The 15,163-nt window shown below is 34.5% G+C and carries 13 protein-coding genes; 10 read left to right on the top strand and 3 right to left on the bottom strand.

The features are described from left to right. Positions 1–144: 144 nt before the first annotated feature. From ACFSJT_RS01060 to porX, 3 genes are all read right to left on the bottom strand, one after another. Positions 145–1,350 carry an alanine dehydrogenase gene (locus ACFSJT_RS01060; RefSeq protein WP_378318328.1) on the bottom strand — a complete coding sequence of 402 codons (1,206 nt, stop codon included), beginning with the start codon at positions 1,348–1,350 and terminating at the stop codon, positions 145–147. A 79-nt stretch (positions 1,351–1,429) separates the two neighbouring features. Continuing rightward, positions 1,430–1,843: a tRNA (adenosine(37)-N6)-threonylcarbamoyltransferase complex ATPase subunit type 1 TsaE gene (gene tsaE, locus ACFSJT_RS01055; RefSeq protein WP_378318327.1), complete on the bottom strand. Its 414-nt coding sequence runs from the start codon at positions 1,841–1,843 to the stop codon at positions 1,430–1,432. 42 nt (positions 1,844–1,885) lie between these two features. Continuing rightward, positions 1,886–3,436 (bottom strand): T9SS response regulator signal transducer PorX, encoded by a 1,551-nt coding sequence (gene porX / locus ACFSJT_RS01050; RefSeq protein WP_378318326.1) that lies wholly within the window; start codon positions 3,434–3,436, stop codon positions 1,886–1,888. 142 nt (positions 3,437–3,578) lie between these two features. On the opposite strand from porX, the gene ACFSJT_RS01045 reads away from it, so the two are divergent. From ACFSJT_RS01045 to fabG, 10 genes are all read left to right on the top strand, one after another. Further along, complete coding sequence (locus ACFSJT_RS01045) at positions 3,579–4,808, top strand: HD domain-containing protein (protein ID WP_378318325.1); 1,230 nt, start codon at positions 3,579–3,581, stop codon at positions 4,806–4,808. A 24-nt stretch (positions 4,809–4,832) separates the two neighbouring features. Further along, positions 4,833–5,861: a UDP-3-O-(3-hydroxymyristoyl)glucosamine N-acyltransferase gene (lpxD, locus tag ACFSJT_RS01040; protein WP_378318324.1), complete on the top strand. Its 1,029-nt coding sequence runs from the start codon at positions 4,833–4,835 to the stop codon at positions 5,859–5,861. Next, complete coding sequence (locus ACFSJT_RS01035) at positions 5,854–7,257, top strand: bifunctional UDP-3-O-[3-hydroxymyristoyl] N-acetylglucosamine deacetylase/3-hydroxyacyl-ACP dehydratase (protein ID WP_378318323.1); 1,404 nt, start codon at positions 5,854–5,856, stop codon at positions 7,255–7,257. The genes lpxD and ACFSJT_RS01035 overlap by 8 nt, the downstream gene beginning before the upstream one ends. A gap of 12 nt (positions 7,258–7,269) precedes the next feature. Then, the gene (lpxA, locus tag ACFSJT_RS01030) at positions 7,270–8,052 is read left to right on the top strand and encodes an acyl-ACP--UDP-N-acetylglucosamine O-acyltransferase (protein WP_378318322.1); all 783 of its coding nucleotides are present in this window, start codon (positions 7,270–7,272) and stop codon (positions 8,050–8,052) included. Positions 8,053–8,100: 48 nt separating this feature from the next. After that, positions 8,101–8,667 carry an elongation factor P gene (gene efp / locus ACFSJT_RS01025; protein ID WP_378318321.1) on the top strand — a complete coding sequence of 189 codons (567 nt, stop codon included), beginning with the start codon at positions 8,101–8,103 and terminating at the stop codon, positions 8,665–8,667. 21 nt (positions 8,668–8,688) lie between these two features. Then, the gene (locus tag ACFSJT_RS01020; protein WP_378318320.1) at positions 8,689–9,627 is read left to right on the top strand and encodes a UDP-3-O-(3-hydroxymyristoyl)glucosamine N-acyltransferase; all 939 of its coding nucleotides are present in this window, start codon (positions 8,689–8,691) and stop codon (positions 9,625–9,627) included. Further along, positions 9,620–10,027: a nuclear transport factor 2 family protein gene (locus tag ACFSJT_RS01015; RefSeq protein WP_378318319.1), complete on the top strand. Its 408-nt coding sequence runs from the start codon at positions 9,620–9,622 to the stop codon at positions 10,025–10,027. The genes ACFSJT_RS01020 and ACFSJT_RS01015 overlap by 8 nt, the downstream gene beginning before the upstream one ends. Positions 10,028–10,201: 174 nt before the next feature. Beyond that, positions 10,202–11,074, top strand: a complete 873-nt coding sequence (gene sucD, locus ACFSJT_RS01010) for a succinate--CoA ligase subunit alpha (protein ID WP_378318318.1) — start codon at positions 10,202–10,204, stop codon at positions 11,072–11,074. 150 nt (positions 11,075–11,224) lie between these two features. Further along, entirely contained in the window at positions 11,225–14,206 is a 2,982-nt protein-coding gene (locus tag ACFSJT_RS01005; RefSeq protein ID WP_378318317.1) for a M16 family metallopeptidase, read from the top strand. Positions 14,207–14,324: 118 nt separating this feature from the next. After that, entirely contained in the window at positions 14,325–15,071 is a 747-nt protein-coding gene (gene fabG, locus ACFSJT_RS01000; RefSeq protein WP_378318316.1) for a 3-oxoacyl-[acyl-carrier-protein] reductase, read from the top strand. The last annotated feature ends 92 nt before the right edge of the window (positions 15,072–15,163 follow it).

The following is a 15,163-nucleotide window of genomic DNA, read 5'->3' as shown; positions in this document are numbered from 1 at the left end:
CAAAGTTTCAGAGTTTTGCAATTTCAAAAAAAAATCGTTAGTAAAATACTTTGAGAAAATTCTCGATAAAAATTGAATGAATTTGATACTATTATCGCTATTATAATGAAATCAATAAATGACTTTGCTGCTTTGAAATTGGTTTTACAATATTAGCAAGTTAATATCTCTATGCGATAGATCAAACCAGTCTGCAATAGGCTTACTGGTTAGAATTCCGTGGTAAAAATATAATCCATTTTTTAGACCACGATCAAAACGCACAGCATTCTCTATGCCTCCCTCATCTCCAATTTGCAATAAATATGGTGTAAATATGTTACTAATTGATAATGAAGATGTTCTTGCATAACGAGATGGGATATTAGGGACACAGTAATGCACTACTCCATGCTTTTCAAAAGTAGGGTGATCATGTGAAGTAACTTCACTGGTTTCAAAGCAGCCACCCATATCGATACTTACATCTATAACTACAGCGCCACTTTTCATTCGTTCTACCATGTTTTCAGTGACTATAACAGGCGCACGATTTTTTCCTCTCACAGCACCAATAACAACATCACAACGTCTTAGAGCTTTCAATAAATTTTTTGGTTGTATTGTAGAGGTAAACAGAGGTCTTCCTACATTAGTTTGGATACATCTAAGTTTAGTAATTGAATTATCAAATACTTTTACATTGGCTCCTAGTCCGATCGCTGATCGGGCAGCAAATTCTCCTACAGTTCCTGCACCTATAATAACGACCTCTACAGGAGGAACACCACTTATGTTGCCCATCATTAATCCTGATCCTTTAGAGGTGGTTGCGCTACTCATCAATTCTGATGCGATAAGCACAGCAGCCGTTCCTGCGATCTCGCTTAACGCCCGAACTGCCGGATAAGCACCGTCTGAATCACGAATAAATTCAAATCCTAATGCGGTAATTCTTTTCTTGGCCAAGGCCTTAAAATATTCTTTGGATTGTGTTTTTAGTTGTAATGCTGATATTAAAACAGTTTGAGGGTTTATATGTTCTAATTCATCCAGTGATGGTGGTTCTACTTTAAGAATAATTGGGCATCCAAAAACTTTACTTTTGTCATTGGTAATCTCTGCACCGGCTTCACTATAATCGCGATCGGTAAACCTTGCTCCAATTCCTGCATTGGCCTCAAGCAAAACTCTATGTCCATGAGCTGTGAGTGCTGCGACAGCATCAGGAGTTAAGCATACTCTTCTTTCTTGATAACTTGTTTCTTTTGGGATACCAATGAAGAGTTTTCCTTTTTTTCGTGCTACTTCTATCATTTCCTCCTGAGGCAGGAGTTGCTCTTTTGTAAAAGGAGATTGTGGTTTACTCATTTGTGTAAAATTCTGTAATTCAAATTACGAATAAAAAAGGCAAGAAAACAAATTGCATTGAATTATTTAAAATCGGTTATCATTTCGAGTGTTTGTAGGTAAGAATCCTTTTTTGATTATCAGACAAGTCAATTTTGATAATACTAGCATCTGCAGGCAATAGATTTGATACTTTTTCTGGCCATTCTATGAATATCCATGCCCCCGAGTCAAGGTATTCTTCAAATCCAATTTGATATGCTTCTTCTTCCTCTTTAATTCTATAAAAATCGAAATGATAAATAACTCCTTGATCTCCTAGATATTCATTTACTAAAGAAAATGTGGGGCTGGAAATAACATCTCGAACACCCAATTGTTTACAAATTTCTTTAATCAGAGTCGTTTTTCCAACTCCCATTTCAGCATCAAAGAGTAAAATTTTACTTTTGACATTTGATATTAAATATTGAGCTACTTCAGGGAGGTTCGTCAAAGTGTATTCTATACTCATCAGCGACAATTATAATCAAAAAACAATTTAAAAAACTTTAGATTATCTTGGATTTAAAACTACAAAGGGTATAATCATTTCCTCAAGTGATACACCCCCGTGCTGATAGGTGTTTCTGTAATAACTCACATAATGGTTGTAGTTATTAGGGTATGCAAAGAAAAAATCTCCTTTTGCAAAAATAAAAGAACTACTCATGTTTATCGAAGGTAAATATATGTTTTGAGGGTTAGTGGCTTCCAAAACTTCTTTTTGTTCATAGGTAAGACTTTTTCCTGTTTTGTATCTTAAGTTGAGGCTGGTGTTTTTGTCGCCAATAACTTTTGAAGGATTTTTTACATTAATAGTCCCATGGTCTGTAGTGATCAATAATTTAAACCCTAATTGTTGTGCTTGTTGTATCATTTCTAATAGAGGAGAATTCCTGAACCAACTTTGTGTCAAAGAGCGATATGACTTATCATTAGATGCTAGTTCTTTGATTACCTCCATTTCGGTTTTGCTATGCGAAAGCATGTCCACAAAATTATATACTACAACGGTAAGGTCATTGTCTTTTAACCCTTTAAAGTTGGCTGCCAGAGTTTTGCCCGACCTTTCATTAGTGATCTTATAATATTCATGTTTGATGTCCAAGCCCAATCGTTGCAGCTGTGCAGTCAGAAACTCATTCTCATGCATATTTTTACCACCTTCATCTGTATCATCAAGCCATAGATCTGGATGCCTTTTTTTCATCTCTGATGGCATCAAGCCAGAAAAAATGGCATTTCTTGCATATTGAGTTGCCGTTGGTAATATGCTGTAATATGAAATTTCTTGTTCTTTTTTATAATAATTATTTATAGTTGGTTCGAAGGCTTTCCACTGGTCATAACGCAGATTGTCAATTACAACAAGTAAGGTTGGTTGGTCTTTACTAATTTCGGGAACTACTTTTTCCTTAAATAACGTATGTGACATTACAGGAGCATCCTCTTTACCGTCAAACCAATCAGGATAATTTTTATCGATAAATTTGCAAAATTGCGAATTCGCTTCAACTTTTTGTGATTCTAAAATTTCAAACATCCCCGTATCTTCGATCCCTTCTAATTGTATTTCCCAGTAGATTAACCTTTGATATAATTCTGACCATTCTTCAAAAGTGTTCACCATGGCCATGTCCATGGCTATTTTTCTAAATACTTGCTGATAATTAGAAGTAGTTTTTTCTGAAACCAAGCGTGAGTTATCAAGGTTTTTCTTTAGACTTAGTAGTATTTGATTAGGATTTACAGGTTTGATTAAGTAGTCAGCAATTTTACTTCCAATAGCCTCTTCCATAATATATTCTTCTTCACTTTTGGTAATCATGACTACCGGAATACTATCTTCTTTTTCCTTAATTTCTGATAAAGTTTCTATTCCCGAAAGACCCGGCATATTTTCGTCTAAAAAAATAATGTCAAAGTTGTCTTTATCCAAAATGTCCAGAGCTTCGGTACCACTTTGGCATTTGGTAACTTCATAATTTTTCTTTTCTAAGAATAATATATGAGGTTTAAGTAAATCGATTTCATCATCCACCCACAATATCTTTATTTTACTCATCAATTCTGTATTTTTATTTATCCTATTATAATATAAATTTATTTCCTTTCTTTTAAAAACTAAAACAAGATTTAATTTTATTTTGAAATGTCCTTTATGAACACCATATATGTATATTTGCTTTTGTAAAAGTAACGTAAACTTGAAAAAAAGAAATAAGCTTAAAATATTAAACGACCCAATTTACGGTTTTATTACGATACCCAATGAACTAATTTTTGATCTGTTAGAGCATAGATATTTTCAAAGGTTACGTCGTATTTCTCAAATGGGTCTTTCCTATTTGGTTTATCCTGGAGCACACCACACACGTTTTCATCATGCCTTGGGTTGTATGTATCTTATGCAAAAAGCAGTTAGAGTCCTTGGCTTTAAAGGAGTTACCATTTCAGAAGAAGAAGAAGAGGCGCTTTATGCTGCTATTTTATTGCATGATATTGGTCATGGACCTTTTTCTCACGCAATGGAACATAGCATCGTTAATGAGGTAAATCATGAGTCAATTTCCTTAATGTTTATGGAAAAGATTAATGAAGAATTTAACGGTAGTTTAACGCTTGCCATACAAATTTTTAAAGGAGAATATCATCGTAATTTTCTACATCAATTAATCTCTAGCCAACTAGATATGGATCGGCTGGATTATTTGAAGAGAGATAGTTTTTATACAGGTGTTGCCGAAGGTAATATAAATAGCGAACGTTTAATTACTATGCTCACCGTGGTAAACGATGAATTAATGATTGAAGAGAAGGGAATTTATTCTGTAGAAAAGTTTTTATTGGCCAGAAGATTGATGTATTGGCAGGTATATTTGCATAAGACGAGTATAGTTGCAGAGAATCTTTTAATTAGAGTGTTGCAAAGAGCTAAAGAACTTGTAGAGAAAGGAACAGAATTGCCAGCAAGTAGAGCATTAGCTTTTTTTTTAGAAAATATAATTACTCCTGATAATTTTACACCAGAGGTTTTGGATACATTTTCTAGACTAGATGATTATGATATTGTATCTGCAATGAAAGAGTGGATGAATGTTGAAGATTTTGTGCTGAGCAAACTTTCATCAATGATTATTGATAGAGATCTTTTGAAAATAAAAATTAAAAAGAAACCTTTTGAAAAAGAGAAAGAAAAAAAACAAATTCATAAAATCAGCAAAAAGTATAAAATTTCTAATGAAGACGCTCGTTATTTTGTTTTTGGAGGAACAATTTCTAATCAGGCGTACCATCAAAACAAACAAAATATAAATATTTTGTATAAGTCGAAAAAAATATTAGATATAGTTAAAGCGACAGATGAGTATAATCTTGAGGCGTTATCAAAACCAGTCACCAAATATTTTATGTGCTCTCCAAAGTACAAACATTAACACATTTTTTATACTTTTGCTAGAATGATTTTTACAGCCACACAAATTGCGGGTATTCTTGATGGTGAAATCGAAGGAGATGAAACTGTCGAGGTGTCCAAATTAGCTAAAATAGAAGAAGGAACTGAAGGTTCATTAACCTTTTTGTCTAATCCTAAATATACCCAATTTATTTATTCTACAGATGCATCGATAACTATTGTAGATAAAAACTTTGAAGCAGAATCAGATATCAAGACAACGTTGATACGTGTCGATGATGCTTATAAAGCATTTTCTCAGCTATTAGAGTACTATAATATGGTAAAAATGAATAAAAACGGAATTGAACAACCGAATTTTATTTCAGAAACTGCATCTTACGGTAATAATATATATCTTGGGGCATTTTCTTACTTAGGAGAGAATGTGAAAATTGGCGAAAATGCAAAAATTTATCCAAATGTGTATATAGGAGATAATGTTACCCTGGGTGATAACGTAATTGTTTTTTCGGGAGCCAAGATATATTCTGAAACTATCATAGGAAATGGATGTGTAATCCATAGTGGAGCTATAGTGGGAGCAGATGGGTTCGGATTTACACCTAATGAAAAAGGAGAATACAGTAAAGTTCCTCAAACCGGTAATGTAATTATTGAAGATAATGTAGACGTAGGTGCAGGTACTACTATTGATAGAGCAACATTGGGATCTACAATTATTCGCAAAGGTGTAAAGCTTGATAATCAGATACAAATTGCTCATAATGTGGAAATAGGCGAACACACTGCTATTGCTGCTCAAACAGGTATTGCAGGATCTACCAAGATAGGTAAGCATTGCTTAATTGGCGGACAAGTAGGTATTGCCGGACACCTTATAATTGGTGATAAAGTGAGGATACAGGCGCAATCAGGAATTGGAAGAAATATTAAAGATGGGGAAGCAATACAGGGATCCCCTGCATTGGCATATTCAGACTACAATAAATCTTATGTTCATTTCAAAAATCTCCCCAAAATAGTTGACAGGGTTTATAAACTAGAGAAAAAGATAAATAATAATGAGTGACGTTGTTGTAAGCAAACAAAGGACCATTAAACAAGAAGTGAAACTTACTGGAGTAGGTTTACACACTGGAAAAGAAGTAACATTAACTTTTAAACCTGCTCCTGAGAATCATGGTTATGCCTTTTGTAGAATAGATCTAGAAGGAAACCCTATAATTGAAGCAGATGCCAATTATGTGGTCAATACGCAGAGAGGTACCAATCTAGAGAAAAATGGAGTAAGTATTCAAACATCTGAACATGTGCTTGCGGCTTGTGTTGGTTTAGAAATAGATAATCTTCTTATAGAACTTGATGCTTCAGAGCCTCCCATAATGGATGGCTCCAGTAAGTTTTTTATAGAGGCTTTAGAAAAGGCAGGTATTGTAGAACAAGAAGCAGAACGAGAAGAATATATTGTTAAAGATGTTATTTCTTATACAGATGAAGAATCTGGTAGTGAAATTATTGTAATGCCATCAGATGAATATCAGGTTACTACCATGGTTGATTTTGGCACCAAAGTTTTAGGAACCCAGAATGCATCATTAAAAAGACTTTCCGATTTTAAACAAGAAATAGCTGATGCAAGAACATTTAGTTTTTTACATGAATTAGAGATGTTACTAGAGCATGGACTAATAAAAGGAGGAGACCTAAACAATGCTATTGTATATGTAGACAAAGAACTTAGTCCTTCTACCATGGAAAAATTAAAGGTTGCTTTCGGAAAAGATTCGATAGCGATTAAACCCAATGGAATTCTAGATAATTTAACGTTACACTATCCTAATGAGGCTGCCAGACATAAATTGTTAGATGTGGTAGGTGATTTGGCATTGATAGGGACAAGAATTAGAGGAAAGGTAATAGCCAATAAGCCTGGTCACTTTGTGAATACTCAGTTTGCTAAGAAACTTTCAAAAATTATCAAAATAGAGAAACGTAATAAAGTTCCTCAATTTGATCTTTCTAAAGAGCCATTGATGGATATCAACAAGATTATGGGTATGCTTCCGCATAGGCCTCCTTTCTTATTGGTGGATAGAATCTTAGAAATGTCTGATAATCATGTAGTTGGATTGAAAAATGTAACTATGAACGAACCTTTCTTTGTTGGTCATTTTCCTGGCGCTCCCGTAATGCCGGGAGTTCTTCAAGTTGAGGCTATGGCACAAACAGGAGGAATACTAGCATTAAGTACAGTGCCAGACCCTGAAAATTATCTTACTTATTTCATGAAAATAGATAAGGTGAAATTTAAGCAACAAGTATTACCTGGTGATACCTTAATATTTAAATTAGAATTGATAACACCAATTCGAAGGGGTATTTGTCATATGCAGGCCTTTGCCTATGCCAATGGAAAATTAGTTACTGAAGCAGAACTAATGGCACAAATAGTAAAATCAAAATAACAAATAAGACTAATGAATCAACCTTTAGCATATGTTCATCCGGGAGCAAAAATTGCAAAAAACGTTGTAATAGAACCTTTTACTACAATTCATAATAATGTAGTGATAGGAGAGGGAACTTGGATAGGCTCGAATGTGACTATAATGGAAGGTGCACGTATCGGGAAAAATTGTAGTATTTTTCCTGGAGCAGTAATTTCTGCAACACCCCAGGATAAGAAATTTAATGACGAAGATACTATTACAGAGATTGGTGATAACACCACCATTAGAGAGTGTGTTACTATAAATAGAGGAACTGCAGATAGAATGAAGACCAAAATTGGCAAGAACTGCTGGATCATGGCCTACTGCCACATAGCACATGATTGTATTGTTGGTGATAATTGTATATTTTCTAATAACAGTACGCTGGCGGGACACATAAATGTTGGTGATTATGTAGTATTAGCAGGTATGGCAGCTGTACAACAATTTTGTAGTATTGGTAATCATGCTTTTGTAACTGGTGGGTCTTTAGTAAGAAAAGATGTTCCTCCATATGTTAAAGCTGCACGGGAGCCTTTGTCTTATGTAGGAATTAATTCTATCGGACTTCGACGTAGAGGTTTTACCACTGAAAAAATTCGAGAAATACAGAATATATATAGAATATTGTATCAACAAAACTATAATAACTCTCAGGCAGTGGCAATTATTGAAGCTGAAATGGAAGCAACTCCAGAACGCGATGAGGTTCTCGAGTTTATAAAGAATTCTCAGAGAGGTATTATGAAAGGATATTTTTCAAATTAAACTTGAAAAAAATAGAGTATAAAGATTAAGAAAAAAGAATATTAAATAATGGCAAGTACAAGTGATATTAGAAATGGATTGTGTATAAAATATAACCATGATATATATAAAATAATTGAATTTTTACATGTAAAGCCAGGTAAAGGACCTGCTTTTGTACGCACAAAATTAAAGAGTGTAACCACTGGTAAAGTTATAGATAATACGTTTTCGGCAGGTCATAAAATTGATGATGTGCGTGTGGAGACCCATAAATTTCAATATTTATATGCTGAAGGGGATACGTATCACTTCATGAATACTGAAGATTATAATCAAATTACATTACAAAAATCCACACTAGATGCACCAGGTTTATTAAAAGAAGGAGAAGTAGTAACTGTAATTATAAATTCTGAAGATCAAATGCCACTTTCTGTAGAGATGCCAGCAAGCGTTATTCTTGAGGTTACTGCAACAGAACCTGGTGTAAAGGGTAATACTGCAACAAATGCTACTAAACCAGCGACTGTTGAGACAGGAGCCGAAGTGATGGTTCCTCTTTTTATTAATGAAGGAGATAAGATCAAAATAGAAACAGAAAAAGGTACATACAAAGAGAGAATCAAAGAATAACTAACGTTCCTAACTTTTATAATGAAATTTCCTCAAGCACACACTTTACAACAGATAGCTACCATTATATCATCAGAATTTGTTGGAGATTCAGACTTTCCCGTTTTAGGAATGAATGAAATTCATGTAGTCACTCCTGGAGATATTGTGTTTGTGGATCATCCTAAGTATTATGATAAGGCACTTCAAAGTGCAGCTACTGTTATATTAATTAATAAAAATGTAGAATGTCCAGAGGGAAAAGCATTGTTGATTTCAGATGATCCGTTTAGGGATTTTAATACTCTTACTACATATTTCAAACCTTTTGAATCTGCCAAAGCAATAATTTCTTCAACAGCAAAAATTGGAAAAGATACGGTTATACAACCAGGAGCATTTATTGGTAATAATGTTGTTATAGGAGACCATTGCTTAATACATGCAAATGTAAGTATATATGATAATACGGTTATTGGTAATAATGTGACCATACACTCAGGAACAGTTTTAGGCGGAGATGCCTTTTATTATAAGAAGAGACCAGAGGGTTTTGATAAATTGATTTCCGGCGGTAGAGTAGTTATACAAGATAATGTTGATCTGGGAGCGCTATGCACCATAGATAAAGGGGTGACTGGAGATACAACCATAAAAGAAGGTTCAAAGATCGATAACCAGGTTCATATTGGTCATGATACTGTGATTGGTAAAAAATGTCTTATTGCCTCTCAGGTGGGGATTGCTGGTTGTGTAATTATAGAGGACGAAGTTACCATTTGGGGGCAGGTAGGAATAACAAGTGATGTAACCATCGGGAAAAAGGCGATTATCTCTGCTCAATCAGGAGTGAGTAAATCGTTAGAAGCAAATAAAAGTTATTTTGGAACACCTGCAGATGATTTTAGAAAAAAGTATAAAGAAATTGCGGCTATCAGACAGATTCCGGATTTAATAGAAAAATTGAAAAAGAATGAGTAATATAGCAAAGGATGTTGTAAGATCCTTTTATGAAACAGATTTAATACATGATTCCGAAGCTTTTTCGAAGTATTTGCATCCAGATATTGAACTATTCTGGAACAGTAGTTTTGGTTTTAATAAAAAAGGTTTTGAAGATATTGTAGCCATGTTTAGTCAAATGGCTTTGTCTTTTGAAACTTTTAGATGCGAAATAAGCCACCTAATTGCAGAAGGAGATCAGGTGACTGCACGATATACCTATTTTGCGAAAACCATAGAGGCGCCAGAAAAAGAAGAAGCGATTGCCCATTTTATTACAATTTGGGAACTTAAAGATGGTAAATTATATAAAGGATATCAAATAAGTCAACAAGGAGATAATACTCCAGAAAGTATGATGTCCTTTATTTCAAAATAATAAGACAAAATTGATTCTGGTATTGATAAGGACTTACATTCAATTTTGTCTTTCCTATATAAGCAGTAGTATTCTAAAGAAAAATAAAAATTATTTTTTGCTTTTCATTTTAACTATAGTATCCAAAAGCTTACTTTTGGAGCTTTAAAAAAGAAATAAAAAAATCATAACGCAATGAGTGTTTTAGTTAATAAAGATTCAAAAATTATTGTTCAAGGTTTTACAGGTAGCGAAGGTACCTTTCATGCCGGTCAAATGATCGAATACGGGACCAATGTTGTTGGTGGAGTTACTCCCGGAAAAGGAGGACAAACTCATCTGGATAAGCCTGTTTTCAATACCGTAGAAGATGCAGTTAGAGAAGTGCAGGCAGACACTACAATCATTTTTGTACCACCAGCATTTGCTGCAGACGCAATAATGGAAGCTGCTGATGCAGGAATAAAAGTTATCATAACCATTACAGAAGGTATTCCTGTTGCTGATATGATTACCGCTGCAAATTATATTAAAGACAAAAATTGTAAACTAATAGGGCCTAATTGTCCAGGAGTTATTACCCCAGGAGAGGCAAAAGTTGGTATTATGCCTGGTTTTGTATTTAAAAAAGGAAAAGTGGGTATAGTTTCAAAATCTGGGACACTTACCTATGAGGCGGCAGATCAGGTAGTAAAACAAGGATTAGGTATTACTACTGCAATAGGTATTGGTGGAGACCCAATTATTGGTACTACAACTAAAGAAGCAGTAGAGTTATTGATTAATGATCCAGAAACTGAATGTGTTGTCATGATTGGAGAAATAGGAGGGCAATTAGAAGCAGACGCAGCACGCTGGATCAAGCAAAGCGGTACTTCAAAACCTGTTGTAGGATTTATTGCTGGTGAAACAGCGCCTGCAGGTCGTACTATGGGGCATGCAGGAGCAATCGTTGGTGGTAGTGAAGATACTGCAGCGGCCAAAAAAGCGATCATGAGAGAATGTGGTATACATGTAGTGGATTCTCCAGCAGAAATAGGTAAAAAAGTAGCAGAGGTACTTACTTAAGAGTAGCTCATTTAATTTCGTATAAGACCTTTCGACCCTTAGTATCGAAAGGTTCTTCTTTTTTCTAAAATAAGGTAATTGCCAATATTGTAACAGAATTACCTATTTTGCGTCCTTTAGAATATTGTAAACTAAAATTAAAATAAATCTATGAAGATTTTTAAATCGGCTTTACTATTGCTGTTAATAACTGTTCTTAGCAATTGTAAAGATTCATCATTAGAGACCGGCAAAGCACAAGAAATTAGTGTTGAGCAGCATACAGATGCAGCAGGTTTTACGTATGAAACTGTTACCAATGACCCAACAGGTTTGAGATTGTATACATTAGATAACGGACTTAAAGTATATTTAGGAAAAAATGAAGAAGAGCCTAAAATTCAGACCTTAATAGCTGTTAAGGCTGGTTCAACTTATGATCCTGCCGATAATACTGGGTTAGCTCATTATCTTGAGCATATGGTGTTCAAGGGAACAGATGAGATAGGAACTCTGGATTTTGAAAAAGAGAACAAGCTGATCAAAGAAATTTCTGATTTGTATGAACAGCATAAAAAAGAAACTGATCCCGAAAAGAAAAAAGAAATTTATAAAAAGATTGACGAAGTTTCTCAAGAAGCTTCAAAATTATCAATTGCCAACGAATACGATAAGTTAGTAAATTCATTAGGCTCAGAAGGGACGAACGCGTTTACCTCGAATGAACAAACGGTTTATGTAAATAAGATTCCATCAAACGAGTTAAACAAATGGCTTACCGTAGAGAGTGAACGTTTTAGTCAACTGGTACTCCGTCTTTTTCATACAGAACTAGAGGCGGTTTACGAAGAATTTAATCGCGGACAAGATAGTGATGGACGTAAACAATATTTTGCAGTTTTAGAAGGATTGTTCCCAACACATCCCTATGGCACACAATCAACCATTGGTAAATCAGAGCATTTAAAAAACCCTTCAATGGAAGCTATTCATGCCTATTTTGATAAATACTATGTACCAAATAACATGGCGGTAATTTTGGTCGGAGATATTGATTTTGATGCGACTATTAAAAAAGTGAATGAAGCTTTTGGAAAATATAAGAAAAAAGAAATCACATATCCTGAATTTCCAGAAGAAGAACCGATTACAGCACCTGTAAAAAAAGAAGTTTATGGCCCAACAGCAGAGTCTGTATATGTGGCATTTAGAACAGATGGCTTTGGTTCTGAAGAGGAAAAAATGGTCACCCTTATAGATTATATGTTGGCCAATTCTCAAGCTGGATTAATAGATTTAAACTTAAATCAACAACAAAAGGTACAGCAGGCATCTTCCTTTACCAACTTTAATAAAGACTATGGATTTCATATCCTTTTCGGAATGCCAAAGGCAGATCAGACATTAGATGAAGTAAAAGAGCTACTCCTAAATGAAATAGAAAAAATAAAGAAGGGTGAGTTTGATGATTGGCTTACAGATGCTGTTGTGAACGATTTAAAGTTATCCAGAGTGCGTCAGTTTGAAAATGCTAGCGCAACTGCTTATGCATATCTAGATGCGTTTATCCATTTCGAGGACTGGAAGGATCGCTTAACAATGTTAGACGAAATGAAGGAGATTACCAAACAAGATATTATTGATTTTGCTAATATCCATTATGGTAATAACTACGTAGAAGTCCATAAGATTAAAGGAGAGGATAAAAACATTGTAAAAGTAGAAAACCCTGGTATTACTCCGGTTGAGTTAAACAGAGATAAGGAATCAGAATTTATCAAGGAGTTTAAGAAATTAGAATCTCAACCATTGCAACCTAAATTTGTGGATTATAAATCGGCTATCAAAGAAACAAAAATGGCCAACGGAATTCCCATATCTTATATTGAAAATGAAACTAATGATTTATTCAATCTAAGTATCATTCTGGATATGGGTCTGGATCATGATAAAAAATTATCCTTGGCTGCAGGTTATTTGGATTATCTGGGAACAGATAAATACTCTCCCGAAGAGCTTAAAAAAGAATTCTATAAATTAGGAATCAATTATTCAGTTGCTTCTTCTGCAGACAGAACACAATTGAGTCTCTCTGGTCTAAAAGAGAATATGGATCAAGGTTTGGTGTTATTAGAACATTTAGTTCAAAATGCTGTTGCAGATCAGGATACCTATAATAAGTACATTCAAAAAATAGATAAAGGAAGAGCAGACGGAAAAACTCAAAAGGGCAATATCATGTGGAATGGATTGATGAGTTATGGTAAATACGGAGAAAACTCAAGACTTAGAAATATCTATACTATTGCAGAAATGAAAGCTATTAATCCGCAAGAGTTGGTTGATATTGTGAAAGATCTTCTTAACTACAAGCAACGTATTTTTTACTATGGGAAAGATATAGATGAAGCTATTGCTTCACTAGATAAGAATCATAAAGTAAGTGCAGATTTGAAGGAATATCCTGAGAAAACAGCGTATGTAGAAAAAGAAACAGGAGGTAATGTTTACTTTGTAGATTACGATATGGTTCAAAGTGAAATGTTATTCTTGGCAAAGGGTGCAGAATTTGATCCTAAAAAATTAGCTGCTTCCAGTTTGTTTAATACTTATTTTGGTAGCGGTTTATCTTCGATCGTTTTTCAGGAAATTAGAGAATCAAAATCATTAGCGTATTCTGCTTTTTCGCAATATAGTAATGCAAGCGAAAAGGGAAAGTCGAATTATATTTATGCCTACATAGGTACACAGGCAAATAAAATGCCAGAAGCTGTAGATGCCATGATGGATTTGATGACCAATATGCCAGAGGCAGAGCAACAATTTAATCAGGCAAAAGAGGCTACGTTAAAAAAAATTGCAGCTAAACGTATTACAAAATCAAATATTTTCTGGTCCTACGAAAACCTAAAGAAAAGAGGAATTGATTATGACAACAGAGAAGAAATGTACAATACAATTAAGGATATGACATTGGCAGACCTTAAGACATTTTTTGACCAAAATATTAAAGGTGAAAATTACAACGTGTTAGTGATCGGCAATAAAAAGGACGTCGACATGAAAGCTTTATCCAAATTAGGCGTAGTTAGAGAAATGGATATTGACTATCTGTTTAACTATGAAAAGAAAAATGAGGATGTGAAGTTGTAAAAACTTAAAACATAATTTATTACTAAACCCTGTGAGAAATCACAGGGTTTATTGTTGGTCACCTCCCTGTAATGCTTATATTTGAATTACAATATACAAACACAAAATAATAGATCTAATGAATCTCTTACAAGGTAAAACAGCCATTATAACGGGGGCGACACGAGGTATTGGTAAAGGAATCGCAGAAGTTTTTGCTCAGAACGGAGCTAATATTGCATTCACTTACAGTTCTTCTGTAGAAGCAGCAGAGCAATTGGAAAAAGAACTAAACGATTTGGGAATCAAGGCGAGAGGGTATCAAAGTAATGCTGCCGATTATGATCAGGCACAAGAACTCGTCAAACAAGTGTTAGAAGACTTCGCGAGTATAGATGTTTTAGTAAATAATGCGGGTATTACCAAAGATAATCTTTTGATGCGTATGGGAGAAGAAGACTTTGATAAAGTGATAGAGGTAAATCTTAAGAGTGTATTTAACATGACCAAAGCTGTACAACGCACCATGCTTAAACAGAGAAAAGGAAGTATTATTAATATGAGTTCTGTGGTTGGTATTAAGGGTAATGCAGGGCAAGCAAATTATGCTGCCTCCAAGGCGGGTATCATTGGTTTTTCAAAATCTGTTGCTTTAGAGCTTGGCTCAAGAAATATAAGGAGTAATGTAGTCGCACCAGGCTTTATTGAAACTGAAATGACTGCTCAACTTGATGAAAAAGTAGTAGATGGATGGCGCAATGCGATTCCACTTAAAAGAGGAGGCACGCCAGAAGATATTGCTAATGCTTGTTTATATCTGGCATCCGATTTAAGTACATATGTAACCGGACAAGTATTGAATGTAGACGGAGGAATGCTCACCTAAATGACGATTTGAGGTTTTGGATTTACGAATTTGGAAAATTAATCTTGAACCTGAAGTCGCACGCTGAACACCGTAAATCGTAACTATTATAA

Source organism: Aquimarina celericrescens (genome assembly GCF_042682765.1).
Lineage (GTDB): Bacteria > Bacteroidota > Bacteroidia > Flavobacteriales > Flavobacteriaceae > Aquimarina > Aquimarina celericrescens.
Note: the sequence above shows the minus strand (reverse complement) of the source record. Positions and strands in the feature narration are given on the sequence as shown.

What these genes read in the sequence shown, in the direction of transcription:
- ACFSJT_RS01060 (WP_378318328.1), bottom strand. Translation starts at nt 1,350, where the DNA reads ATGAGTAAACCACAATCTCCTTTTACAAAAGAGCAACTCCTGCCTCAG.
- tsaE (WP_378318327.1), bottom strand. Translation starts at nt 1,843, where the DNA reads ATGAGTATAGAATACACTTTGACGAACCTCCCTGAAGTAGCTCAATAT.
- porX (WP_378318326.1), bottom strand. Translation starts at nt 3,436, where the DNA reads ATGAGTAAAATAAAGATATTGTGGGTGGATGATGAAATCGATTTACTT.
- lpxD (WP_378318324.1), top strand. Translation starts at nt 4,833, where the DNA reads ATGATTTTTACAGCCACACAAATTGCGGGTATTCTTGATGGTGAAATC.
- ACFSJT_RS01035 (WP_378318323.1), top strand. Translation starts at nt 5,854, where the DNA reads ATGAGTGACGTTGTTGTAAGCAAACAAAGGACCATTAAACAAGAAGTG.
- lpxA (WP_378318322.1), top strand. Translation starts at nt 7,270, where the DNA reads ATGAATCAACCTTTAGCATATGTTCATCCGGGAGCAAAAATTGCAAAA.
- efp (WP_378318321.1), top strand. Translation starts at nt 8,101, where the DNA reads ATGGCAAGTACAAGTGATATTAGAAATGGATTGTGTATAAAATATAAC.
- ACFSJT_RS01020 (WP_378318320.1), top strand. Translation starts at nt 8,689, where the DNA reads ATGAAATTTCCTCAAGCACACACTTTACAACAGATAGCTACCATTATA.
- ACFSJT_RS01015 (WP_378318319.1), top strand. Translation starts at nt 9,620, where the DNA reads ATGAGTAATATAGCAAAGGATGTTGTAAGATCCTTTTATGAAACAGAT.
- sucD (WP_378318318.1), top strand. Translation starts at nt 10,202, where the DNA reads ATGAGTGTTTTAGTTAATAAAGATTCAAAAATTATTGTTCAAGGTTTT.
- ACFSJT_RS01005 (WP_378318317.1), top strand. Translation starts at nt 11,225, where the DNA reads ATGAAGATTTTTAAATCGGCTTTACTATTGCTGTTAATAACTGTTCTT.
- fabG (WP_378318316.1), top strand. Translation starts at nt 14,325, where the DNA reads ATGAATCTCTTACAAGGTAAAACAGCCATTATAACGGGGGCGACACGA.